We start from the raw sequence: 23,925 nt of genomic DNA, 5'->3' as shown, positions 1-23,925 counted from the left end.
GGCCTCCAGGGGTCGAGCGGGGTGACCCGACCGTCTTGCCCGCGGCGGGCCCGGTCAACCGCGACGGTCGTCCCGCGACGGTCGTGCCGCGGGGTCGACCGCGGCGGTGGCCGGGGAGCGCGTGCTCCCCGGCCACCGTGCGGGTCACGGCAGCTGCAGGACCTGACCGACGTGGATCCGGTTCGGGTTGCGGACCTCGTCGCGGTTGGCGGCCCAGAGCGCACGCCAGCCGCCCCGGACGCCCTCGGCCCGGGCGATCTTGCGGAGGGTCTCGCCGCGCCGGACCGTGTGGGTGTCACCGGAGGCCTCGGCAGCCGCCGGAGCGGCGGCCGGAGCGGCCGCAGGGGCCGGAGCCGGTGCGGGCGCCGGGGCCGGAGCCGGGGCGGGTGCCGGTGCGGGTGCCGCCGCGGCCGGGGAGCCGGCCTCCGGCGCGGACGGGTCGAGGGCCTTGCCGCACGACGGCCAGGCGCCCGGGCCCTGGACGTCGAGCGTGCGCTCGGCGACCGCGATCTGCTGCGCCTTGGTGGCGAGGTCGGCATGCGGGGCGTGGGCGAGCCCGCCGAAGGCCGCCCAGGTGCTCTGGCTGAACTGCAGGCCGCCGTAGTAGCCGTTGCCGGTGTTGATCGACCAGTTGCCGCTGGACTCGCACTGGGCGACGGCGTCCCAGTCGTTGGGTGCCGCGGCCGAGGCGGGTCCGGCCAGGACGCCGAGGGAGACGGCGGCCGCGCCGGCGGTGACGAGGGCCCGGCGGGCGAGCGAGGAGGACGTGCGCATGGGGATGCTCCGATCCGCCGCCTGCGGGGTGAGCTGTCGGGTTCGGAGCGATCGGTGCCCCGGCCGCACGTCGTGCGGCTTCACCCCGAGACGGTGCTGCGTGGCCCCCGTGCCACGGCTGCGCGCCGTCGAAGTGGTTCCCCCACCCCCGTCCTGGAGGTGCAGGAGGAACGGACGCCGACGGACGGGGTTGGGCGGATCGGCTCCGGCGCCCGGCTCTCGGTCGGCCGGCGCGCGGGGCAAAGGTAACGGCCGGGTCTCGGGACGTCGCATCGAGCCCCGGGAGTCGACTCCCGCCCCACCGGGCGCGCGGGACCGGTCCCGGAGGAACGCCTGGTCACATCGCCGCGGAGGAGCGCCCCCCGCGGCGATGTGACCCGCGCCTCACTCCTGGACGAGCAACGCCACGGGCAACCGGGACAGCAGCTCGCCCACGGTCACGCCCCCGGCATCGGAGACCACCCGGGTGCCGGTGAGCACGTCGCGCCAGGCGCCGGTGGACAGGGCGAGGGCGGTGTCGCCCCACCCGGCCGCGGCCAGCCCGACCGGCAACCGGGTCGCGACCGTCACCGCACCGCCCCGGTCGAAGGCGACGACGTGGTCGGCGGCCGACCCGGTGACCTCCACCGGCGCGTACCCGGTGAACAGCTCCGGGGAGTCCCGGCGCAGCCGCAGTGCCCGCGAGACCACGCGCAGCTTCGCCGCGCCGGTGTCGTCGACCCCGGGCACCTCGCCGCCGTCGAGGCGGGCCAGCAGCCGCCGGCGCTCGTCGTAGTCGACCGGACGGCGGTTGTCCGGGTCGACCAGCGAGCGGTCCTCCAGCTCGGTGCCCTGGTAGACGTCGGGGACGCCGGGCATCGTCAGCTGCACGAGCTTCTGCGCCAGCGCGTTGGACCGCCCGGCCGGGCCGATCCGCGCGACGAACTCCTCGATCTCGCCGTTCGTCGCCGGGTCGTCGTAGGCGGCGTCGACCATCGCGTGCAGGGAGGCCTCGAACGCCTCGTCGACGTCGGTCCACGTCGTCGACAGGCCGGCCTCGCGGGCGGCCTTCTCGGCGTAGGCGTGCGCCCGCTCGCGCGACAGCGGCCAGGCGCCCACCAGGTTCTGCCACACCAGGTGCGCCAGAGGCCGGTCGGACAGCGGGTGGCGCGATAGCCAGCGGCGGACCAGCTCGGCCCACTCGGTCGGCACCTCGGCGAGGACGGCCAGCCGCGCCCGGGTGTCCTCGCTGCGCTTGGTGTCGTGCGTGGTGAGCGTCGTCATCGACGCCGGCTTGCGCTCCAGCCGCCGCTCCTGCGCGGCGTGCCACTCCTCGACCGTGGAGCCGAACCGCGCCGGGTCGCCGCCGACCTCGTTGAGCACCACGAACCGCGCCCACCGGTAGTAGGCGCTGTCCTCGACGCCCTTGGCCATCACCGGGCCGCTGGTCTGCTCGAAGCGGGTGGCCGCCTCGGTGCCGGCCTGGGCGAGCACCGGGTGCAGCGCGTCGACGGCGGCGACCAGGTCGGGCCGGCGGTCGCGCACGGCCGACACCGCGGCGTCGAGGTGCTCGCGCCCGTCGGGCAGGTAGCTGCGGTAGACGTCGAAGGTGGCCAGCAGCTCGGCCAGCGCCTCGGTCTGCTGCTCGCGGTCGACGCCGGCCAGCTCGCCGACCACCCGCACCAGCCGGGCGACCTCCGAGCCGAGGCTCCCGTCGGTGACCTCGCGCTTGCAGTGGTGCACCAGCTGCGCGTAGTCGACCGGCCGCCCCGACAGCTCGGTGTCCAGCGCGGTCAGCGCCGCCTCACCGGCCGGGTCGACCAGGACGTCGTCGACCTCGGCCAGCGCGTCGTAACCGGTGGTGCCGGCGCAGCGCCAGCTGCCGGGCAGGTCCTCACCGGGCTCGAGGATCTTCTCGACGACGGTCCACCGGCCACCGGAGGCCTCCGCCAGCCGGTCCAGGTAGCCCTTCGGGTCGGCGAGGCCGTCGGGGTGGTCGATCCGCAGGCCGTCGACGGCGCCCTGCTCGACCAGTCGCAGCACCAGCTCGTGGGTGGCGTCGAAGACCTCGGGGTCCTCCACCCGCAGCCCGGCGAGGGTGTTGATCGCGAAGAACCGCCGGTAGTTCAGGTCGGAGTCCGCGCGCCGCCAGTCGACCAGCTCGTAGTGCTGCCGGTCGTGCACCTCCTGCGGCGTGCCCTCCCCGGTGCCGGGCGCGAGCGGGAAGCGGTTGTCGTAGTACCGCAGCTCGCCGTCCACGACCTCGAGCTCCTCGACGTCGTCGCCCGACCCCAGCACGGGGATGCGGATCCGCCCGTCGCCGAAGTCCCAGTCGACGTCGAACGCCGAGGCGTGCGCGCTGTCGCGGCCGTGCTGCAGCACGTCCCACCACCACGGCGCCTCGGCCGGGTCGGCCACGCCCATGTGGTTGGGCACCAGGTCGAGGACCAGGCCCAGCGCGTGCTCGTGCAGCCGGGCCACGAACCGGTCGAAGCCCTCCTGCCCGCCGCGCGACTCGTCGACGTGCGCGTGGTCGACGGTGTCGTAGCCGTGCGTGCTGCCCGCAGCGGAACGCAGCAGGGGAGAGGTGTACGCGTGGCTGACACCGAGGTCGGCGAGGTAGCCGGCCACGGCCGCGGCGTCGTCGAGGGTGAAGTCGGCCGTCACCTGCAGCCGGTAGGTGGCCGACGGCGTCGCCCGCCGCCGCTCCCGGCTGTCGCGGGGCCCGCTCACGACCGGCGGTGCGCGCTGAGCACGACCATCGAGCGGTCCTGCAGCGTCAGCGTCTCGCCGGGCTTGAGCTCCTGCGCCTCGACCTCGCCCATCTCCGCGGTGTCGAGGACGACGGTCCAGGCCCCGGCGTACTCCTCGGAGGGCAGGGTGAACTCCATCTTCTCGTGGGAGGCGTTGAACGCCAGGTAGAAGTGGTCGTCGACGACGTCCTCGCCGCGCTCGTCGGTGCTCCGGATGCCGTGGCCGTTGAGGTACATGGCCAGCGACTTGGCGAACCCGGCGTCCCAGTCGTCCTCGGTCATCAGGTCGCCGGCCGGCGTCAGCCAGGCGACGTCCTGCACCGGGTCGCCCTCGCCGCGGCGCACCGGGCGGCCGTGGAAGAACCGGCGACGGCGGAACGTCGGGTGCTCGGTGCGGAGCCGGGTGACCAGCTTGGTGAAGGCCAGCAGCCCCTCGTCCACCTGCTCCCAGTCGATCCAGGTCAGCGGCGAGTCCTGGCAGTAGCCGTTGTTGTTGCCGCCCTGCGTGCGGCCCAGCTCGTCGCCGTGCAGCAGCATCGGCACGCCCTGGGACAGCATCAGCGTGGCCAGGAAGTTGCGCCGCTGCCGGGCGCGCAGCGTGGTGACCCGCTTGTCCACGGTCGGGCCCTCGACGCCGCAGTTCCAGCTGCGGTTGTGGCTCTCGCCGTCGTTGTTGCCCTCGCCGTTGGCCTCGTTGTGCTTCTCGTTGTAGGAGACCAGGTCGTTGAGGGTGAACCCGTCGTGCGCGGTGACGAAGTTGATGCTCGCCACCGGTCGCCGGCCGGAGTGCTGGTAGAGGTCGGCCGAGCCGGTGAGCCGGCTGGCGAACTCGCCGATGGTGGAGGGCTCGCCGCGCCAGAAGTCGCGCACGGTGTCGCGGTACTTCCCGTTCCACTCGGTCCACAGGGCCGGGAAGTTGCCGACCTGGTAACCGCCCTCGCCGACGTCCCAGGGCTCGGCGATCAGCTTCACCTGGCTGACGATCGGGTCCTGGTGCACCAGGTCGAAGAACGCCGAGAGCCGGTCCACCTCGTGGAACTGACGGGCCAGGGTGGAGGCCAGGTCGAAGCGGAAGCCGTCGACGTGCATCTCGGTGATCCAGTAACGCAGCGAGTCCATGATCAGCTGCAGCGACTGCGGGTTGCGGACGTTGAGCGAGTTCCCGGTGCCCGTGGTGTCCATGTAGTACTGCTCGTCGCCCTCGACCAGCCGGTAGTACGCGCGGTTGTCGATGCCCTTGAACGACAGCGTGGGGCCGAGGTGGTTGCCCTCGGCGGTGTGGTTGTAGACCACGTCGAGGATGACCTCGATGCCCGCCTCGTGCAGCGTGCGGACCATGCCCTTGAACTCGGCGACCTGCATGCCGTTGCTGGTGTTGCTGGCGTACTCGTCGTGCGGCGCGAAGAAGCCGATGGTGTTGTAGCCCCAGTAGTTGCGCAGGCCCTTCTGCTGCAGGGTGTCGTCCTGCACGAACTGGTGCACCGGCATGAGCTCGATCGCGGTGACGCCGAGGTCGTGCAGGTAGGAGATGACGGCCGGGTGGGCGAGGCCGGCGTAGGTGCCGCGCAGGTCCTCCGGGACGTCGGGGTGGGTCATCGTCAGCCCCTTGACGTGGGCCTCGTAGATGACGGTCTTGTGATACGGCGTCCTCGGCGGGCGGTCCACGCCCCAGTCGAAGTAGGGGTTGACGACGACGGACTTCGGCATGTGCGGCGCCGAGTCCTCGTCGTTGCGCTCACCGCTGGTGAAGTCGTAGCCGAAGACCGACGGGTCCCAGTCGATCTGCCCGTCGAGGGCCTTGGCGTAGGGGTCGAGCAGCAGCTTGTTGGGGTTGCAGCGCAGGCCCTGGGACGGGTCGTAGGGGCCGTGCACGCGGTAGCCGTAGCGCTGTCCGGGCTGGATGCCGGGCAGGAAGGCGTGCCAGACGTAGCCGTCCATCTCGGGGAGCCGGATGCGCTCCTCGTTGCCCTGGTCGTCGAACAGGCAGAGCTCCACCTTCTCCGCGACCTCGCTGAACAGGGCGAAGTTCGTCCCGGTGCCGTCGTACGTGGCACCCAGGGGGTAGGCGGTTCCGGGCCACACCAGGGTCATTCGAGTCTTTCCTCCTGCAGTGGCGCCCCGGCGGGGTCGCGGGGCGCGTCGGCCCCCCGCCGCGGCCGTCGGCAGGGGGTCTGGGCACACGGTGCCCGCCGGTCCCTTGCCCGATCCGGGCGGCTCCACACCTGACGCGGCGCACGTCACGGGACCGCCTGCGGAGACGACGACGCCCTCCACGGCGGGGCCGGGAGGGCGTCGTGCGCAGGTCCGCTGCGGCCGGGCGCGGGCGCCGGTCACACCTGGTACCGAGTCGCGGGGCGCCGGGGTCCGACCTCGTCCGGGCATCCCGGGTGGCACTGGTCCCCGGCGCGGCACCGCGCCTGCGAGGGGCACGCTATCGGGTCGCGGGCGCACGCAGGAGCACGACGCCGGAGGCGACCGCAAGCGACCCGTCCCGTGCGTCCCTGGGTGCCCGCCCGTCACACGCGCCGTTCTGTCACCGGACGGTCGTACCGTCGACCCGTGCGCGCGACCACCGACATCCGGCCCACGCAGGGGCGCTTCCGCGTCGTCAGCGACTTCCAGCCCTCGGGCGACCAGCCGACGGCGATCAAGGCCCTCGCGGAGCGGGTGAACGCGGGGGAGACGGACTCGGTGCTCCTGGGCGCCACCGGCACCGGCAAGTCGGCCACCACCGCCTGGCTCATCGAGCAGGTGCAGCGGCCCACGCTGGTGATGGCGCCGAACAAGACGCTGGCCGCCCAGCTGGCCAACGAGTTCCGCGAGCTGCTGCCCGACAACGCCGTCGAGTACTTCGTCTCGTACTACGACTACTACCAGCCCGAGGCCTACGTCCCGCAGACCGACACCTACATCGAGAAGGACTCCTCGGTGAACGACGAGGTCGAGCGGCTGCGGCACTCGGCCACCCAGGCGCTGCTGACCCGGCGCGACGTCGTGGTGGTCGCCACCGTCTCCTGCATCTACGGCCTGGGCACCCCGCAGGAGTACGTCGACCGGGCGCTGAAGATCTCGGTGGGGGAGGAGCGCGACCGCGACGACCTGCTGCGGACCCTGGTCACCGAGCAGTACACCCGCAACGACCTGTCCTTCACCCGCGGCACGTTCCGGGTGCGGGGCGACACGATCGAGGTCTTCCCGGTCTACGAGGAGCTCGCCGTCCGGATCGAGATGTTCGGCGACGAGGTGGAGCGGCTGTACTACCTGCACCCGCTGACCGGTGAGGTGGTCCGCGAGGTCGAGGAGCTGTTCGTCTTCCCGGCCACCCACTACGTCGCCGGCCCGGAGCGGATGGAGCGGGCGATCGGCTCCATCGAGGCCGAACTCGAGCAGCGGCTGGCCGAGCTGGAGCGGCAGGGCAAGCTCCTGGAGGCCCAGCGGCTGCGCATGCGCACCACCTACGACATCGAGATGATGCGCCAGGTCGGCTTCTGCTCCGGCATCGAGAACTACTCGCGGCACATCGACGGCCGCGCCCCCGGCTCGGCCGGTGCATGTCTCATCGACTACTTCCCCGACGACTTCCTGCTCGTCATCGACGAGTCGCACGTGACCGTCCCGCAGGTCGGCGGCATGTACGAGGGCGACATGAGCCGCAAGCGGACGCTGGTCGAGCACGGCTTCCGGCTGCCGTCGGCGATGGACAACCGCCCGCTGAAGTGGGAGGAGTTCACCGACCGGATCGGCCAGACCGTCTACCTGTCCGCGACCCCGGGCCCCTACGAGCTGGGCCGGGTGCAGGGCGACGTCGTCGAGCAGGTCATCCGCCCCACGGGCCTGGTCGACCCGGAGGTCGTGGTCAAGCCGACCAAGGGCCAGATCGACGACCTGGTGCACGAGATCCGCGTCCGGGTCGAGAAGGACGAGCGGATCCTGGTCACCACGCTGACCAAGAAGATGGCCGAGGACCTCACCGACTACCTGCTCGAGCTCGGCATCAAGGTCCGCTACCTGCACTCCGAGGTCGACACCCTGCGCCGGGTGGAGCTGCTGCGCGAGCTGCGGCAGGGCGAGTACGACGTGCTGGTCGGCATCAACCTGCTGCGCGAGGGCCTCGACCTGCCCGAGGTGTCGCTCGTGGCGATCCTCGACGCCGACAAGGAGGGCTTCCTCCGCTCCGGCACCTCGCTGATCCAGACGATCGGCCGTGCGGCGCGCAACGTGTCGGGCCAGGTGCACATGTACGCCGACACGGTCACGCCCTCGATGGCGCACGCCATCGAGGAGACCAACCGGCGCCGCGAGAAGCAGGTCGCCTACAACCGCGAGCGCGGCATCGACCCGCAGCCGCTGCGCAAGAAGATCGTCGACATCCTCGACGGCATCTACCGCGAGGCGGAGGACACCGGGAGCGCCGAGCTGCTCGGCGGCTCGGGGCGGCAGCAGTCCCGCGGCAAGGCGCCGGTGCCAGGGCTGTCGTCGAAGAAGGCCGCGGGCACCAAGGGCAAGGCCGGCGCCATCGACGTGCAGGGCCTGCCGCGCGCGGAGCTCGCCGACCTCATCACGCAGATGAACGACCAGATGCTGGCCGCGGCCCGGGAGCTGCAGTTCGAGGTCGCCGCCCGGCTGCGCGACGAGCTCACCGAGCTCAAGAAGGAGCTGCGCCAGCTCGACGCCGCGCACGCCTGAGTTCCACGGCCGGGGACCCACCCCGGCCGTGTGACACACGTCGCACGAGCGTTACGTTCGAGACCTTCCCGTCCCGGACGAAGGAGTCCTGCGCGTGTCCTTCTTGCGCTTTCCCGGGCTGCGCCGCGGCCCGCTCGCCGTGACAGTGGTCGCGACGACGCTCGCCGCCCTGTCGCTCAGCACCGCGGGGCCGGCGCTCGCCACCCCCGGCGGCCACGGGCACCCCGCCCCGCTCGCCTCGGCGATCACCGCCGTCACCGCCACCAGCACCCCGATCACCGTCGGCGGCGAGTCCTGGACCCGCACCACCGGCAGCGTGTCCGGCGTCGTCGACCCGCGCGAGCAGGTCGCCGGGATCTCCGGGCTGGCGCGGGACGCCCGCGGCCTGGTGCCCTACAGCAGCGAGTTCGAGCTGATAGCGCCCGCCGACCCGCGCGGCAGCGACGTCGTCCTCGTCGAGGCGGAGAACCGCGGCCGCCCCGCGGTGCTGCCCTCGCTGCAGGGCTTCCTGACCACCGGTGACACCAGCCCCGCCGACGCGGTCTACCCGCCGGGCATCGGCAACGGCTGGCTCGCCGGGCAGGACCTGTCCTACGCACGCGTGCAGTGGGAGACCGGCATCTCGCCGGGGGTGCCGGCCGCGGCCCAGGGCATCGGCGAGGTCGTCGTCCGCGACTTCGGCCGGCTCCTCCGGGGCACCGCGCCGCGGCCGTCGGGTCCGGCCCTGCCGGTCTACCGGGCATCGGTGCTGGCCGGCATCAGCCAGAGTGCCTGGTTCGTGGACACCCTAGTCGCCGAGGGCTTCAACGTCGACGACCGCACCGGCCGCGGTGTCTTCGACGCCGCCATCGCGGTCTCCGGCGCCGGCAACTGGCTGGCGGTCAACCAGCTCGCCGGCGGTGCACCGCAGCGGCCCTACGTCCTCGAGGACGGCGTGCCGCTGACCTACGACCAGATCCTCACCCGCCGGAAGAGCGACCCGCTGTTCGTCGACGTCGCCACCTACACCGACTACCACCGGCTGCGGGCCAGCGTCACCGTCGAGGCGGACCGCCCGCGCGGCGTCGTCCGCTACGACTGGCCGGCCCCGCACGCCGGCATCGCCGCGTACCCGGACTCCGTCGTCTTCGGCCAGCTCCGGTGCAACGGCGGGATCGCGATCGCGCGGAACCCGATCTCCTACAACCCGTACCTGCGCACGCTGGTGTCCGACGTCGTCCGGGTGGTCCGGCACCCGGGCCTGGGCGACCGGCGGCAGCTCCCGCCGTCGGCGACCTTCGCCCTGCAGCCGGCCCCGGCCGGGGACCCGGCGTCGTTCAACGACCTGCCCGGCGTCGCGCTGCAGGTCCCGCGGACCGACCCGGTCACCCTGCAGCCGCTCGGCGGCGTGCGCTTCCCCGACGCCGTCGTCCCGCTCGGCCGGCCGGTGCCGGTGGCGCTCTCCCCGGTCGGCACGTCGTCGATCACCGACGTCTGCGGCAACTGGGGCGGCTGGCAGCCGTTCACCGCGGCGGAGCTGGCGGAGCGCTACGGCTCGGTCGACGGGTACCTCGCCCAGTACGCCGCCGCGGTCGACGCCCAGGTCCGGGACGGTCGTCTCGACGCGTCGGAGGCGCCGGGGATGCTGGCCGCCGCCCGCGCCGCCTACCTGGCCGCGGGGTAGCCGCCGCGGTCGTCGCGGCACACAGGAGGGGCGCCCGGGAACCCCGGGCGCCCCTCCGCCGTTGTGCCCTGTGACTCCGCCGGAACGGCTCTGCCGTGCCCGCGGAACCGTGGAGGGGAGTATCCCGCTAGCGGTGACGTCGTCAACACGGGTGGAGACACCCCGGCGTCATCGACCGGTCGCTGCAGCGACCGGTGGGAGAGACCTCCGGTGCTGACAGCTGCCAGTCGACCGGAGGTACTCGCATGGACGTCCCGATCTGGGTGTGGGCGATCACCGTCGCCGCGATCGTGGGGATGATCGTCTTCGACTTCGTCGGGCACGTTCGCACGCCGCACGCACCGACGCTGCGCGAGGCGGGGACCTGGTCGGCGGTCTACGTCGCCCTCGCCGTCCTCTTCGGCGTCGGCGTGTGGGTCTTCGCCGGTGGCCAGTACGGCGGGGAGTACTTCGCCGGCTACATCACCGAGAAGAGCCTGTCGGTCGACAACCTCTTCGTGTTCGTGCTGATCATGGCCAGCTTCGCCGTGCCGCGGGAGCTGCAGCAGAAGGTGCTGCTCTTCGGCATCGCCTTCGCGCTCGCCCTGCGGACGATCTTCATCTTCCTCGGCGCCGCGGCCATCGAGAACTTCAGCTGGGTCTTCTACCTCTTCGGCGCCTTCCTCATCTACACCGCGATCGCGCAGGCCCGCGCCGGTGGGGGTGAAGAGGAGGAGTTCACCGAGAACGGCTTCCTCCGGCTGACCCGCCGGATCATCCCGACGACCGACGAGTACCACGGCGACCGGATGACCACGAAGCTCGCCGGCAAGCGGTACATCACCCCGCTGGCCATCGCGCTGGTCGCGATCGGCAGCGCCGACCTCCTCTTCGCCGTCGACTCGATCCCGGCCATCTTCGGGCTGACCGAGGAGACCTTCCTCGTCTTCGCCGCCAACGCCTTCTCCCTGCTGGGCCTGCGTCAGCTGTTCTTCCTCATCGACGGCCTCCTCGACCGGCTGGTCTACCTGCACTACGGCCTCGCCGTGATCCTCGGCTTCATCGGCATCAAGCTGCTGATCCACGCGCTGCACGAGAACGAGCTGCCGTTCATCAACGGCGGCGAGCACGTCACCTTCATCCCGGAGATCCCGACCTGGCTGTCGCTGTCGGTCATCGTCGTCACCCTGTTCGTCACCACGGTGGCGAGCCTGGCCCGCAGCCGGCGCGACGCCCGCGAGGCGGCCGCGGCAGGTGCCGTCGGCGGTCCGGCCGGGCGGGGCGCGGCCGAGGTCGCCGGGGAGACCGGCGTGCCGACGGCCGGGCCGGCCGCCGAGGCCCAGCCGGACCGCGGCGCCCCCGCCGCGGCGCCGGCCGAGCGGCCCGACGGCGGCAATCGGTGACGCGCAGGTGACCAGCAGGCGGACGCCGGGCCTCTCGCGCCGGTCAGCCTGTTGCTCCCGGTGATCGTGCGGCACGATCCACGACACGTCCGCTCCGCGGGGTACCCGACGGGCACCCCGCGCAGCGGTGCCGGGGGAACCGCGCCGGGCGCTCGTGCCCGCGCCGTCCCCCGGGCGGCGCCGGCACCGTCCGGTGTCCAGCGCAGCGGCGACCGCCGCTGCGCCCACGACAGTGACATGGGAGTCCAACTGATGGGTGTCAGCCTCTCCAAGGGCGGGAACGTCTCGCTGACCAAGGAGGCGCCGGGCCTGACCGCGGTGAACGTCGGCCTCGGCTGGGACGTGAACACGTTCGCCGGCGGCGAGTTCGACCTCGACGCGTCGGCGATCATGCTCGGCGCCGACGGCCGGGTCACCCCCGACGACTCGGGCTTCATCTTCTTCAACAACCTGCGCAGCCCCGACGGCTCCGTGGTCCACGTCGGTGACAACCTCACCGGCGAGGGCGAGGGCGACGACGAGGTCGTCCAGGTGAACCTGGCCGGCGTCCCGCCGACCGTCGAGAAGATCGTCTTCCCGGTGTCGATCTACGACGCGGACAACCGCAAGCAGAACTTCGGCGCGGTGCGCAACGCGTTCATCCGCATCGTCAACCAGGCCAACGGCCAGGAGGTCGCCCGCTACGACCTCACCGAGGACGCCTCGGTCGAGACCGCCATGGTCTTCGGCGAGCTCTACCGCAACGGCGCGGACTGGAAGTTCCGTGCCGTCGGCCAGGGCTACGCCTCCGGCCTGCGCGGCATCGCCCAGGACTTCGGCGTCAACGTCGGCTGATCCCCGCCGGCCCGGACGCCTCGCCGCGTCCGGGCCCGGCACCCCGGCGGGCGGCCACCCCCGTCCGCCGGGTCCCGCCTGCCTGCACCAGCCCCCGAGACGCGGAGGTCCCGTCATGGTCGACTACACCCGCCCGAGTCCTCCGCCGTCCGGCGGCGGCCCGGTCGACATGAGCAAGGTGACGCTCACCAAGAGCGCGCCGTCGGTCTCGCTCACCAAGGGCCGCGGCGCCGGTGGGCAGATGCGGGTGAACCTCAACTGGGAGTCCGGCCGGCGCGGCCTGTTCTCCAAGGGCTCGGCCGTCGACCTGGACCTGGGCTGCCTGTGGGAGACCGCCGACGGCGCCAAGGGCGTCGTGCAGGCGCTCGGCAACGCCTTCGGTGCGCTGGACCGCCCGCCCTACGTGCTCCTCGACGGCGACGATCGCTCGGGCGCCAAGTCCGGCGGTGAGAACCTGGTGGTCAACCTCGACCACCTCGACCAGATCCGCCGGGTGCTGGTCTTCGCCTACATCTACGAGGGCGCGCCGAACTGGGCCGCGGCCAACGGCGTCGTGACCCTGTACCCGCAGGGTGCCGCGCCCATCGAGGTCCGCCTCGACGAGCACGCCCAGGGCGCCCGCTCCTGCGCCATCGCGCTGCTGACCAACCAGGGCGGTTCCCTGACCGTGCAGCGCGAGATCCGCTACCTCCCCGGCGTCCAGCGTGACCTCGACGGCGCGTACGGCTGGGGCCTCAACTGGACGAGCGGGCGCAAGTGACCGCCGCCGCGACCCCCGCCTGACCGGCGCCGCAGTGGTCCACGTCCTCACGCGGGGCGGCAACGTCGGCCTCGCGCAGGCCGGCCTGACCGGCCCCGTCGTCGTCACCCTCACCTGGACGCCGGCTCCCGGCGTCGACGCCGACCTGTCGGCGTTCCTCACCACCGCCGCGGGGAAGGTCCGCAGCGACGCCGACTTCGTCTTCTACAACCAGCCCAGCGGCGCCGGCGGCGCGGTGCGCCACCTCGGCAAGACCGCCCGCGGCAGCGCCACCGTCGACCAGGTCCGCATCGACCCCGCCGCGCTGCCCGCCGACGTCGAGAAGGTCGTCATCGGTGCCTCCCTCGACGGCGCCGGCTCCTTCGGCGCGCTGTCCGGGCTCGCCGTCGAGGTGGCCGCCGAGGGCGCCGCCGCCCCCGCCGTCCGCTGCGAGCTGGTCGCCGGGCCGGAGACCGCGCTGGTCTTCGCCGAGGTCTACCGCCGCGGTGCGGAGTGGAAGGTGCGCGCCGTCGGGCAGGGCTTCACCGACGGCCTGGCCGGCATGGCCACCGACGTCGGCGTCAGCGTCGACGACGAGCCCGCGCCCCAGCCCGTCGCCGCGCCGGCGCCGCCGGCTCCCGCGGCCGCGCCGGTCAGCATGGAGAAGCGCCGCCTCGTCGACCTCGAGAAGAAGCTCGCGACCACGGCGCCGCAGATGCTCAGCCTGGTCAAGACCGCCGGCGTCAGCCTGGAGAAGCGCGGCCTGGACGAGCACACCGCCCGCGTCGCGCTGGTCCTCGACATCTCCGGGTCGATGGCCGCGCTCTACCGCGCCGGCGCCGTGCAGCGGCTGGCCGAGCGCGTCCTCGCGCTGGGGCTGCGCTTCGACGACGACGGCGTCGTCGACGTGTTCCTCTTCGGCAAGGACGTGCACCGCCCCGAGCCGGGGCTGCGCCTGGAGGGCCACCAGCAGTACATCGCCGACCTGTCGCGGCGGTACCCGCTGGAGTACGACACCCGCTACGGCGCGGCGATGGCCGCCGTCCGGCAGGCGTACTTCGGCGACAGCCGCGAGCGGGTGGAGCCGCAGCCGGCGCAGGTGCCGGTCTACGTCATGTTCCTGACCGACGGCGCCCCGAGCGACAAGTCCGTGGCGACGAAGCAGATCAAGTCGGCGTCCTTCGAGCCGGTGTTCTGGCAGTTCATGGGCATCGGCCCGGAGCGGCAGTTCAGCTACCTGCAGCGGCTCGACGACCTCGAGGGCCGCTACACCGACAACGCCGACTTCTTCGCCGTCTCCCAGGACGACCTCATGGGTCGCCGGCCCATCAGCGACGACGCGCTGTTCGACCGGCTCATGACCGAGTACCCCGACTGGCTCCGGCGGGCGCGCGCCCAGGGCCTCCTCGTCCGGTGAGTCCCCAGCAGGAGGGAACGACCGTGCGCCACTTCTCGTACCTGACCGACGACGAGCGCGAACGGCTGTTCGCCGTCCCGCCGGGGGAGGTCGGGCCGGCGACGCCGCGCGGCATGCTGGCGCTGGCCCTCGGCGCGACGCTCTACAGCCCCGGTACCCGCCCGGCGCTGGACGCCGACGCCGCCCGGGCGGCCACCGTCGGGACCACCAGCGTGGTCTGGTGCCTCGAGGACGCCATCCCGCACGCCGCCGTGACCGACGCCGAGGTCAACGTCGTCACCGCGCTGCGGCGCATCGACCGCCGCGCGGCCGCCGGCGAGCAGCCGCCGCTGCCCCTGCTGTTCGTGCGGGTGCGCTCGGCCGAGCAGATCCGCTCGATCGCGCTGGCCGCCGGGCCGGCGCTGACCTGGCTCACCGGCTTCAGCCTGCCCAAGGCCACCGGCACCACGCTGGCGCCGATGCTGGCGGCGATCGCCGAGGTCGCGTCCGCGACCGGGCAGCCGCTGTACGGCATGCCGATCCTGGAGACGGCCGACCTCGCCTGGCGGGAGACCCGCGCCGACGCGCTGGCCGCCCTGTCCGCGGTGGTCGACGAGCACCGGGAGTCGGTGCTGTGCCTGCGGGTCGGCGGCACCGACCTGTCGGGGCTGTTCGGCCTGCGGCGGGACCGCGACACCACGATCTGGGACGTCGCCGTCGTGCGGGACTGCCTGGCCGACGTGGTCAACCGGTTCACCCGCGGCGGCGACCAGGTGGTCACCGGCGCCGTGTGGGAGCACATCCCCGGGCCCCGGCTGTTCAAGCCGCAGCTGCGCTCGACGCCGTTCAGCGACCAGCACGAGGGCGGGCTGCGCCAGCGGATGATCGCCGGCGACCTCGACGGGCTGATCCGCGAGGTGACGCTGGACAAGGCCAACGGCGTGCTGGGCAAGACCGTCATCCACCCGGCGCACGTCTCGGTGGTCAACGCGCTGCTCACCGTCTCGCGCTCGGAGTACGACGACGCCCTCGAGATCCTCACGGCCCGCGGCCGGGGCGGCATCGCGGTGTCCACGAACGGCCGGATGAACGAGATCGGGCCGCACGCGCTGTGGGCGGAGCTGATCAGCCGCCGCGCCGCCGTCTACGGCGTCGTCGCCGACGAGGCCGCGCTGGTCGACCTGCTCTCCACCGGGCAGCGCCGGCTGGCCGAGGTCTTCGCCGGCGGGCAGGCGCAGCGCGCGTGACCGCCACCCTCCGTGCCGCAGGACCCGGCGGGGACGTCCTCCGTGCCGCAGGACCCGGCGGGGACGTCCTCCGTGCCGCAGGACCCGGCGGGGACGTCCTCCGCGCCGCCGACCTCGGCGGCACCGTCTCCGGCCTGCTCGACGTCGACGTCGCATCGCGCGGCCGGTTCGCGCAGCTGTGCGGGCTCGGGCTGCGGGACAACCCGCGCCGCGCCCACCTCGTCGTCTCCCGCGTCCTGGGCAAGCACGTGCCGGTCGTGCCGGACGCCGTCCTCGGTGCCGGGGCGGCGGTGGGCGACGCCGTCGCCGCGGTCCTCGGCAACGAGGTGCCGGGCCTGGTCATCGGCTACTGCGAGACGGCGACCGGCCTCGGCCACGCCGCCGCCGACCGGCTCGGCGCCGCCTACCTGCACACCACCCGGCGGCTGCACCCCGGCGTGCCGGTGGCCGCGGCGTTCGAGGAGGAGCACTCGCACGCCGTCGCGCACGCGCTGCAGCCGGTCGGGCCGGTGGCGCTGGACGTGCCCGGAGCGCTGGTGCTGGTCGACGACGAGCTCACCAGCGGCCGCACCGCCCTCAACACGATCGCCGAGCTGGACCTCTGCTGGCCCCGGGAGCGCTACGTCGTCGCCACGCTGCTCGACGCGCGCACCCCTGCGGCCCGGGCGGCGTTCGCCGGGCGCGCGGAGGCGCTGGGCGTGCGGGTCGACGTCGCCGCCGTCCTCGCCACGGAGCTGACGCTGCCGGCCGACGTCCTCGGCCGGGCTGCGGCTGCCCGCGCCGCACTGCCCGCCGCGGCGCCGCCGCCGTCGGGCGCGCCGGGGTCCGTGGTCGTGCACGAGGGGCTGTGGCCTGCCGGCGTCCCCACCGGCGCCCGGCACGGCCTGACCCCCGCCGGCAGCGCACGCCTCGCCGACGCCGCCGACGCCGTCGCCGCCGCCCTCGTGCCCGTCCTCGCCGGCAGCCGCGGCGTCCTCGTCCTCGGCACCGAGGAGCTCATGCACGCGCCCACCGTGATCGGGGCGCGGCTGTCCGGGCGGCTGCCCGGCGTCCCCGTCACCACCCAGTCGACCACCCGGAGCCCCGTGCACGCCGCCGACGACCCCGGCTACGCCCTGCGCCGCAGCCTGGCCTTCCCCGCGCCCGACGACCCCGCCCGCGTCTCCCGCGTGCACAACCTCGCCGACCCGGCCGCGGTCCCCGCCGCCGGGCCGTGGTCGGACCAGCGCGCCGACGACGTCGTGGTGGTCGTGGACGCGCCCGCCGCCGACTGCGCGGCGATGGGCGAGGCGCTGCGGCCCTTCGCCGCCCGCGCCGTGCACCTGGTGACCGTGCCGATCGCGGAGCCCGGAGCGTGACGGCGCTCGGCGCCCGTCTCGCGCCCGCCGTCCCCGGCCGGTTCGGCTCGTACCCGCCGGAGGAGGTGACCTGGCTGCTCACCGACCTGTCGTCGGTCGCGCTCGAGCGCGGCACCGAGGACCGCGAGGAGGCCATCCAGTCGGGCACCCACTACTCGGAGATGCTGCCGGTCGAGTACCAGCCCGACGACGACTACCTGGCGCTGTTCACCGCCGCGCTCGAGCAGTCCGCCGGCCGGCTCGCCGACGCCGTCGCCCGGGTCGGCGAGCTCGTCTGGGACGCCGCGGCCGTGCACGGGCAGACGCCGGTGCTGGTGTCGCTGGCCCGCGCCGGGACGCCGATCGGCGTGCTGCTGCGCCGCTGGTACCGCGCCTCGCGCGGCGTGGACGTGCCGCACTACACGATCTCGATCATCCGCGGCCGCGGCATCGACGAGGTGGCGCTCGCGCACGTGCTGGCCCGGCACCCGGCTGCGGCGCTGCGCTTCGTGGACGGGTGGACCGGCAAGGGCGCCATCCAGCGACAGCTCACCGAGGCCGTCGCCGCCTGGACCGCCGCCCACCCCGGGGACGCCGCCCTCGACGACCGGCTGGCCGTCCTCGCCGACCCCGGCGTCTGCACCGACCTGTACGGCACCCGCGACGACTTCCTCGTCCCCAGCGCCTGCCTCAACAGCACGGTGTCGGGGCTGGTGAGCCGCACGGTCCTGCGTGAGGACCTCATCGGCCCGGGCATGTTCCACGGCGCGAAGTACTACGCCGAGCTCACCGGCGGCGACGTCTCCGCGCTGTTCGTCGACACCGTCGCCGCCGCGTTCCCCGCCGTCGCGCCGTCCGACGACGTCCCCGTCAGCGAGCGGCGCCCGACCTGGGAGGGCTGGGCGGCGGTCGAGCGGATCGCCGCGGAGTTCGGCATCGCCGACGTCAACCTGGTCAAGCCCGGTGTGGGGGAGACGACGCGGGTGCTGCTGCGCCGGGTGCCCTGGCAGGTGCTGGTGCGGCCCGACCGTGCCGAGGACCTGCGCCACGTCGCCGCGCTCGCCCGGTCCCGCGGCGTGCCGCTGGTCGAGGTCCCCGACCTGCCGTACTCCTGCGTCGGGCTGATCCGGCCGGTGGGCCGGTGACCGCGGTCCTGCCCCTGGCCGGTGGCCGGGGAACGACGCTGGCCGCCGTCGACCTCGACCGCACGCTCATCTACTCCGCCGCCGCGGCCGGGAGCGCCGAGGGCCTGACGGAGGGACTCGAGGTCGTCGAGCACCTCGACGGCGCGCCGCTGTCGCACGCCACCCCGGCGTCGTGGCGGCTGCTGACCGAGCTGGCCGGCCGGGCGCTGGTCGTGCCGGTGACCACCCGCACCGTGGCGCAGTACGAGCGGGTCCGGCTGCCCGTGGTCCCGCGGTACGCCCTGTGCGCCAACGGCGGCGTGCTGCTCGCCGACGGCGTCCGCGACCCGGCCTGGGACGACTGGGCGGCGGAGACGGCAGCGCAGGCCGCTCCGCTGCCGGAGCTGCTCGGGCTGCTCGAGGCGGTGGCGGGCGAGCCGTGGGTGCGCACCGTCCGCGCCGCCGAGGGGCTGTTCTGCTACCTCGTCGCGCACGCACGGGAGGACATCCCGGCCGGCTGGCTCGCCGACACCGGCGCCGCCGTCACCGCCGCCGGGGCGACGCTGTCGGTGCAGGGCCGCAAGGTCTACGTCGTCCCCGCCGGGCTGTCCAAGGCCGCGGGGCTGCTGCGGCTGCGCCGGCTGCTCGCGGGGGAGGGGACCGCGCCGCGGCTGCTGTGCGCCGGCGACAGCCTGCTCGACGCGCCGATGCTGCTCGCCGCCGACGCCGCCGTCCGCCCCGCGCACGGTGAGCTGCACGAGCAGGACTGGACCGGGGCGCGGGTCGCGGTCACCGCGGCCAGCGGCGCGGCCGCCGGGGAGGAGATCGTGCGCTGGCTGCTCGACCGCGTGACCTAGTCGGCCCGCGCGGTCCGCACGAGCCGGTCCAGCGCGTCCTCGATCGCCTGCGCCTCGCGCAGCACCGCTCCCCAGTCGGGGCGGCGGCCCCGCGCTGCCTCCTCCAGCGCGGGCAGCCGGCGGGCGAGGTCCTCGAACGTGCGGCGGAAACGGCGCGCCCGGTCCTCGGGCAGCCCGGCCAGGAACCGCCGGGCGTCCACGACGGCGCGCTGCACCTCGGTGAGCAGCGACCCGGGGTCCGCGGCGACGGCGTCGAGCCGCTGGAGCCGACCGGTCGTGGAGCGCACCTCGTCGTCGACCCGGCCGGCGGCCGCCCGCACCCGGGCCAGCAGCGCAGCGGCGGCGGGGACGTCGAGGACCGGCGCGTCCAACGCCGCCTGCAGCGCGCTCAGTGCCTCGTCGGCCTCGGCCAGCGCCGCGGACGCCCGCTGGGGCGCGCGCTCCACGTCGGCCCACGCCGACAGGGGGTAGCGGCGCCGCAACTCGCTCATCACCGGCGTCAGCCGCTCGTGCCGGGTGCCCAGGGCCTCCCGGCGGGTGCGCACCGAGGCCGCGCCCCGGCGCACCTCGGCGGCCCGCTCCGGCAGCGCCCGCGCCCGCTCGGCCGCCGCCTCCGCGGCGGAGCGAGCCTGCTCTGCGGCGGCCAGCGCGGGCGCGGCGCGGCGGGCGGCCAGTTCGGCGGCGGCGCCCGCGGCCAGGCGGTCGGCGTCGGCCAGGGCGGCGTCGAGCCCGGGGTCGGCCAGCCCGGCGGCCCCAGCGGCGTCCAGGGCGGCGCGGGCGGCGGCGGTCGTCTCCCGCGCGGCGGACACCGTGCGGGCCGCCGCGGCCCGTGCCCGCGCGGCGGCCGCGAGCACCTCGCCGTACTGCTCGCGGAAGCGCAGCACCTGGCCGTGCACCTCGCGCAGCGCGGCCGCGGCGGCGCCCAGCGCGGTGGCGGCCGTCCGCGCCCGGCCGGGGTCGGCGTCCGCGGCCGCGTCGTGGTCGGCGAGGGCCTGCAGGTAGTGTCCGATCACCGTGTCGGCGTGGGTCGAGAGGTCCCGCCAGTCACGGGCCAACGAGTCGGGAGCGGAGATGCGGTGATGAGCCCGTCGCCCGCGGTCCCGTCCGCCGGAGCTGCCGCCGGCCTCCTCGGCCGCGGCCACAGCGTCCGGCAGGTCGGCCAGCGCGGTGTCCAACTCCAGCATCGCCGCGGCCGCGGCCTCCCGGGCCGCGGTGGCCTCCCGCCGGGGCGCCTCACGGTCGCGGCGCCACCACGGGGTGCCGACCGGTCCGCTCACGGTCGCCTCCCGTCGCGGTGGCCCGCGTCCGGCGGGGCGGTCCGGTGCCCGCGCGGCCCGGCGGCCTGTGGATACCACGCCGCAGCCGCACACGCGGGAACGGGCGGCCGGCACCGCCCCGTCCGCTGAGCCCGCACCGCCCGTCGCCCGGCCGGGGCGCGGCGGGAACGTCTGCCCTCCCGGATCCGTTGGACGCTGGGCCCGCCTCCCGGCCGATCCGGCTCGGTCCTGTGTGCCGTATTCGTCGCCGCCTCGCCCGTCAGGCGTCGGAAAGGAAATGTTGATGCTCCGCTACTTCGGCTTCTCCGTCGGTCTGACGGTGGCCGCGCTCGTCACCGCCGTGTTCTTCGGCGGACCGGCGGCCCTGCTGGCCGTCGCCGTCCTCGGCGTGCTCGAGGTCTGCCTCTCGTTCGACAACGCCGTGGTCAACGCCAAGGTGCTGCGCCGGATGAGCCCGCTCTGGCGGAAGCTGTTCCTCTACGTCGGCATCTTCATCGCCGTGTTCGGCATGCGCCTGCTGCTGCCGATCGTGCTGGTGTCGGTGACCGCCTCGCTGTCGATCCCCGAGGTGTGGGACCTCGCCCTGACCGACCAGGAGGCCTACGGCGAGAACGTCGAGTCCGCGGCCGAGGCGATCTACACCTTCGGCGGCATCTTCCTGCTGATGATCTTCCTCAACTTCCTCTTCGACGAGGACCGGGAGATCCACTGGCTCTCCTGGATCGAGCGGCCGCTCGCCAAGGCCGGCAAGCTGCCCTACCTGGCGATCGTGATCGCCCTGGCGGTCATCTACGTCGGCTCGCAGATCGCCGACCCCGAGAAGTACTCCACGGTGCTCGTCTCGGGCCTGGCCGGTCTGTTCACCTACCTGCTCATCGGCGGTCTCAACGAGCTCATGGAGGCCCCGGAGACCGACGACGACGACGGCGACGACGTGAACGCGACCGGTCAGTCGACCTCGGGCGGCAACGCGGGCGGGACGGCGACCAAGGCCGTCGCCGGCGCCGGTGCGGCGGCGTTCCTCTACCTCGAGGTGCTCGACGCGTCGTTCTCCTTCGACGGCGTCATCGGCGCGTTCGCCATCAGCAGCGACATCTTCATCATCGCGCTGGGCCTGGGCATCGGCGCCTTCTGGGTGCGTTCGCTGACCATCTACATGGTCGACAAGGGCACGCTCGACGAGTACCGCTACCTGGAGCACGGCGCGATGTGGGCCATCGGCTTCCTGGCCGCGATCATGATCCTGGAGCTGCGCTTCCACATCAGCGAGTACGTCACCGGCCTCACCGGCCTGCTCTTCATCGTCGCCGCGGTGATCAGCAGCGTCCTCGCCACCCGGCGCGAGAAGTCGCACCAGCCGGCGCAGGTCGAGGACGAGCGCGACGAGGTCACCGCCGGCCGGCGCTGACCTCCACCCGGCACCAGCGGCCCCGGGGCACCCGCCCCGGGGCCGCTGGTGCGTCCGGGGGAGGCGACCGGGAAGCGACGGCGGGGGACCTACCGCGCGCACGGGCCGCCGGATACGGTCCGGCCGGTCCCGTCCCCTGCACCGAGAGGCATCCGTGGCACAGCTCACCGCCCAGAAACGCGTCCTGCACGCCGACCTGCACGGGGACCGCATCCGGGCCGCCAGCGGCTCGATGGTCGCCTACGAGGGCAACGTCGACTTCAAGAGCTCCGGGATGGGCGGGGGCGGCGGCATGCGGGCCGCCCTCAAGCGGGCCGTCGCCGGCGAGAGCATCTCGCTGATGGACTGCGCCGGGCACGGCCGCGTGTACCTGGCCAAGGACGCGATGGACGTCCTCGTCGTCGACCTCGGCGGGGACACCCTCACCGTGGAGAGCGAGCACATCCTCGCCCACACCGAGCACCTGCGCCTCGACGTCCAGTTCTCCGGGCTGCGCGGCGTCACCAGCGGTCAGGGGCTGGCCACCACCACCGTCACCGGCCAGGGCCAGGTCGCCCTCGTGTCCGAGGGGCCGGTCATGGCGTTGGAGGTCGCGCCGGGACAGGACCTGGTGGTCGACCCCGACGCCTACGTGGGGTCCCGCGGCCAGCTGTCGATGAACCTGGTCAGCGGCGTCTCCTGGAAGTCCCTCGTGGGCGAGGGCTCCGGCGAGCCCTTCTCCCTCCGCTTCACCGGGCACGGCCTGGTGCTCGTCCAGTCCTCGGAGCGCTGAGCGGTGTCGTTCGAGACGGTCAACAGCAAGGTCGTGCGCGCGCACGTCGGCCCGGCCAGCCCGGTGCTGGCCCGCCGCGGGGCGATGCTCGGCTACTCCGGCCAGGTCACCTTCCGCCCCGTGCACGGGCAGGGCCGCGGCGTCGGCGGGATGGTCGGCGCCGCGATGTCCGGCGAGTCCAACCCGATGATGGCCACCGAGGGCACCGGCGAGGTGCTCTACGGCTACAAGGGCCTGCACGTCACCGTCCTGGAGCTCGACGGGAACGCCCCGCTCGTCTGCGAGGCCGACCGGCTGCTGGTCCACGACGCGAACCTGCAGACCAGCGTGCAGTTCCTCGGCTCCGGCGGGGTCAAGTCGGCGATCTCCGGCGCCATGACCGGGCAGGGGTTGTTCACCACCAACGTGCACGGCCGCGGCTCGGTCGCGCTGCTCTCGCACGGCGGCGCCTTCCCGCTGCAGCTCAACGGCACGCAGATCGGCGTCGATCCGCAGGCCTACGTCGGGCACGTCGGCCAGCTCTCGGTCGACCTGGCGGCGAAGGTCGGCTTCCGTGACGTGGTCGGCCGGGGTTCCGGCGAGGCCTTCCAGTTGAAGATCAGCGGCTCCGGCACGGTGTACGTGCAGGCCAGCGAGCAGAAGTTCTGAGGACGGCGACGATGACGTACCCGCCCAGCAACCCCTACGGCGGCGGCAATCCCTACGGCGGGCAGCCCCAGCCCGGGTACGGCCAGCCGCAGCCGGGATACGGCCAGCCGCAGCCGGGATACGGCCAGCCCCAGCCGGGATACGGCCAGCCCCAGCCGGGGTACGGCCACCCGCAGCCGGGATACGGCCAGCCCCAGCCCGGCTACGGCGGCCAGCCCCCGTACGGCGGGCAGCCGCAGCCGCCCTACGGCGGCGCCCCGCAGCCGTCCGGCCCGCCGGCCGGCGTGCCGAAGACGCTGAACGTGCAGTCGCTGCCCGACGACGACAACGTCAACCCCTACGTCTTCTGCATCACGCTCAACGGCGAGTGGTTCATGAGCAAGGGCGCGATGCTCGCCTACTACGGCAACGTCCAGTTCGACGCCGTCACCGAGTACTCCTCGGTGCAGGGGTGGGTGGCCGCGAAGTTCTCCAGCCCCATCTACGTGCAGGACTGGGTGGTCGCCCAGGGGCACGGCAAGGTGCTCATCGGCGACCGCGGGTTCGACCTCAACGCCTACGACCTCGACGCCGGCAACCTGACGATCAAGGCGAGCAACCTCTGCGCGTTCTCCCCGGCGCTGGAGCTCAAGCAGTCGATCGTGCCCGGGTTCGTCACCCTCATCGGCACGGGCAAGTTCATCGCCTCGTCCAACGGGCCGGTGATCTTCGTCGAGCCGCCGTTCCGGGCCGACCCCGACGCGCTGCTCGGCTGGGCCGACTGCCCCTCGCCGTCGGTGCACCACGACGCGCAGTGGATGACGCAGAACATCCGCGGGATGATCTCCGGCGCGCTGGGCCGGGCCTCCGGCGAGGAGCGGCAGTACGACTTCACCGGTCAGGGCACGATCCTGCTGCAGTCCTCCGAGGTGGCCCGCGAGGACCCGGCGGTGCTGCGGCTGGTGGAGTCGCAGACGCAGCTGCTCACCAACGCCCAGGCCGGCAGCCTGGGCCAGCGGCTGGTCGCGCGGGCGCAGCAGCAGTGAGCGCCACACCCCGGCCGGGTCCGC

Annotated in this window: 18 protein-coding genes and 1 riboswitch; of the genes, 14 read left to right on the top strand and 4 right to left on the bottom strand. The window is 74.0% G+C overall.

Going from position 1 to position 23,925, the window contains the following annotated elements:
* Positions 1-144: 144 nt before the first annotated feature.
* The 3 genes from BM414_RS31305 to glgX all read right to left on the bottom strand — a co-directional run bounded on the left by BM414_RS31305 (position 145) and on the right by glgX (position 5,597).
* The gene (locus BM414_RS31305) at positions 145-774 is read right to left on the bottom strand and encodes a LysM peptidoglycan-binding domain-containing protein (protein WP_093578710.1); all 630 of its coding nucleotides are present in this window, start codon (positions 772-774) and stop codon (positions 145-147) included.
* Positions 775-777: 3 nt separating this feature from the next.
* Positions 778-946: riboswitch (cyclic di-AMP (ydaO/yuaA leader) on the bottom strand.
* A gap of 212 nt (positions 947-1,158) precedes the next feature.
* On the bottom strand, positions 1,159-3,486 hold the full coding sequence (gene treY / locus BM414_RS07130; RefSeq protein ID WP_093578709.1) for a malto-oligosyltrehalose synthase: 2,328 nt from the start codon (positions 3,484-3,486) through the stop codon (positions 1,159-1,161).
* Positions 3,483-5,597 carry a glycogen debranching protein GlgX gene (glgX, locus tag BM414_RS07125; RefSeq protein ID WP_093578708.1) on the bottom strand — a complete coding sequence of 705 codons (2,115 nt, stop codon included), beginning with the start codon at positions 5,595-5,597 and terminating at the stop codon, positions 3,483-3,485. The genes treY and glgX overlap by 4 nt, the downstream gene beginning before the upstream one ends.
* A 468-nt stretch (positions 5,598-6,065) precedes the next feature.
* Here glgX and uvrB point away from each other — a divergent pair, with 468 nt between their 5' ends.
* The 10 genes from uvrB to BM414_RS07075 all read left to right on the top strand — a co-directional run bounded on the left by uvrB (position 6,066) and on the right by BM414_RS07075 (position 18,771).
* Positions 6,066-8,192: an excinuclease ABC subunit UvrB gene (uvrB, locus tag BM414_RS07120; RefSeq protein WP_093578707.1), complete on the top strand. Its 2,127-nt coding sequence runs from the start codon at positions 6,066-6,068 to the stop codon at positions 8,190-8,192.
* A gap of 94 nt (positions 8,193-8,286) precedes the next feature.
* Positions 8,287-9,855, top strand: a complete 1,569-nt coding sequence (locus tag BM414_RS07115) for an alpha/beta hydrolase domain-containing protein (RefSeq protein WP_093578706.1) — start codon at positions 8,287-8,289, stop codon at positions 9,853-9,855.
* 245 nt (positions 9,856-10,100) lie between these two features.
* On the top strand, positions 10,101-11,237 hold the full coding sequence (locus BM414_RS07110; RefSeq protein ID WP_093578705.1) for a TerC family protein: 1,137 nt from the start codon (positions 10,101-10,103) through the stop codon (positions 11,235-11,237).
* 237 nt (positions 11,238-11,474) lie between these two features.
* Positions 11,475-12,071: a TerD family protein gene (locus BM414_RS07105; RefSeq protein ID WP_281246715.1), complete on the top strand. Its 597-nt coding sequence runs from the start codon at positions 11,475-11,477 to the stop codon at positions 12,069-12,071.
* A 115-nt stretch (positions 12,072-12,186) separates the two neighbouring features.
* On the top strand, positions 12,187-12,831 hold the full coding sequence (locus BM414_RS07100; protein WP_093578703.1) for a TerD family protein: 645 nt from the start codon (positions 12,187-12,189) through the stop codon (positions 12,829-12,831).
* Positions 12,832-12,865: 34 nt separating this feature from the next.
* Complete coding sequence (locus BM414_RS07095; protein ID WP_175551464.1) at positions 12,866-14,227, top strand: VWA domain-containing protein; 1,362 nt, start codon at positions 12,866-12,868, stop codon at positions 14,225-14,227.
* Between the two features lie 23 nt (positions 14,228-14,250).
* A complete protein-coding gene (locus BM414_RS07090; RefSeq protein ID WP_093578701.1) occupies positions 14,251-15,453 on the top strand; it encodes an HpcH/HpaI aldolase/citrate lyase family protein in 1,203 nt (400 codons plus the stop codon).
* Positions 15,450-16,811, top strand: a complete 1,362-nt coding sequence (locus tag BM414_RS30080; protein ID WP_093578700.1) for a phosphoribosyltransferase domain-containing protein — start codon at positions 15,450-15,452, stop codon at positions 16,809-16,811. The genes BM414_RS07090 and BM414_RS30080 overlap by 4 nt, the downstream gene beginning before the upstream one ends.
* Positions 16,808-17,935 (top strand): cysteine protease StiP family protein, encoded by a 1,128-nt coding sequence (locus tag BM414_RS30075; protein WP_093578699.1) that lies wholly within the window; start codon positions 16,808-16,810, stop codon positions 17,933-17,935. The genes BM414_RS30080 and BM414_RS30075 overlap by 4 nt, the downstream gene beginning before the upstream one ends.
* Complete coding sequence (locus BM414_RS07075; protein ID WP_217644585.1) at positions 17,932-18,771, top strand: HAD family hydrolase; 840 nt, start codon at positions 17,932-17,934, stop codon at positions 18,769-18,771. Before BM414_RS30075 ends, BM414_RS07075 begins: the two co-directional genes overlap by 4 nt.
* On the opposite strand, the gene BM414_RS07070 is transcribed toward BM414_RS07075, so the two are convergent.
* Positions 18,768-20,048, bottom strand: a complete 1,281-nt coding sequence (locus tag BM414_RS07070) for a hypothetical protein (RefSeq protein WP_093578698.1) — start codon at positions 20,046-20,048, stop codon at positions 18,768-18,770. The two genes, BM414_RS07075 and BM414_RS07070, sit on opposite strands and share 4 nt — an antisense overlap.
* A 283-nt stretch (positions 20,049-20,331) precedes the next feature.
* Here BM414_RS07070 and BM414_RS07065 point away from each other — a divergent pair, with 283 nt between their 5' ends.
* The 4 genes from BM414_RS07065 to BM414_RS30070 all read left to right on the top strand — a co-directional run bounded on the left by BM414_RS07065 (position 20,332) and on the right by BM414_RS30070 (position 23,901).
* Positions 20,332-21,456 (top strand): DUF475 domain-containing protein, encoded by a 1,125-nt coding sequence (locus BM414_RS07065; protein ID WP_217644584.1) that lies wholly within the window; start codon positions 20,332-20,334, stop codon positions 21,454-21,456.
* Between the two features lie 154 nt (positions 21,457-21,610).
* Positions 21,611-22,228, top strand: a complete 618-nt coding sequence (locus BM414_RS07060; protein ID WP_093578697.1) for an AIM24 family protein — start codon at positions 21,611-21,613, stop codon at positions 22,226-22,228.
* A 3-nt stretch (positions 22,229-22,231) separates the two neighbouring features.
* Positions 22,232-22,876, top strand: a complete 645-nt coding sequence (locus BM414_RS07055; protein ID WP_093578696.1) for an AIM24 family protein — start codon at positions 22,232-22,234, stop codon at positions 22,874-22,876.
* 11 nt (positions 22,877-22,887) lie between these two features.
* Positions 22,888-23,901 carry an AIM24 family protein gene (locus BM414_RS30070; RefSeq protein WP_217644583.1) on the top strand — a complete coding sequence of 338 codons (1,014 nt, stop codon included), beginning with the start codon at positions 22,888-22,890 and terminating at the stop codon, positions 23,899-23,901.
* The last annotated feature ends 24 nt before the right edge of the window (positions 23,902-23,925 follow it).

The organism is Geodermatophilus amargosae, from assembly GCF_900116515.1.
GTDB classification, from domain to species: domain Bacteria; phylum Actinomycetota; class Actinomycetes; order Mycobacteriales; family Geodermatophilaceae; genus Geodermatophilus; species Geodermatophilus amargosae.
This window is presented reverse-complemented; position numbering and strand designations above follow the sequence as displayed.

Coding starts and splice junctions, on each gene's coding strand:
- BM414_RS07105 (WP_281246715.1), top strand. CDS start 11,475: ATGGGAGTCCAACTGATGGGTGTCAGCCTCTCCAAGGGCGGGAACGTC.
- BM414_RS07065 (WP_217644584.1), top strand. CDS start 20,332: ATGCTCCGCTACTTCGGCTTCTCCGTCGGTCTGACGGTGGCCGCGCTC.
- BM414_RS31305 (WP_093578710.1), bottom strand. CDS start 774: ATGCGCACGTCCTCCTCGCTCGCCCGCCGGGCCCTCGTCACCGCCGGC.
- BM414_RS30070 (WP_217644583.1), top strand. CDS start 22,888: ATGACGTACCCGCCCAGCAACCCCTACGGCGGCGGCAATCCCTACGGC.
- glgX (WP_093578708.1), bottom strand. CDS start 5,597: ATGACCCTGGTGTGGCCCGGAACCGCCTACCCCCTGGGTGCCACGTAC.
- BM414_RS07100 (WP_093578703.1), top strand. CDS start 12,187: ATGGTCGACTACACCCGCCCGAGTCCTCCGCCGTCCGGCGGCGGCCCG.
- BM414_RS07110 (WP_093578705.1), top strand. CDS start 10,101: ATGGACGTCCCGATCTGGGTGTGGGCGATCACCGTCGCCGCGATCGTG.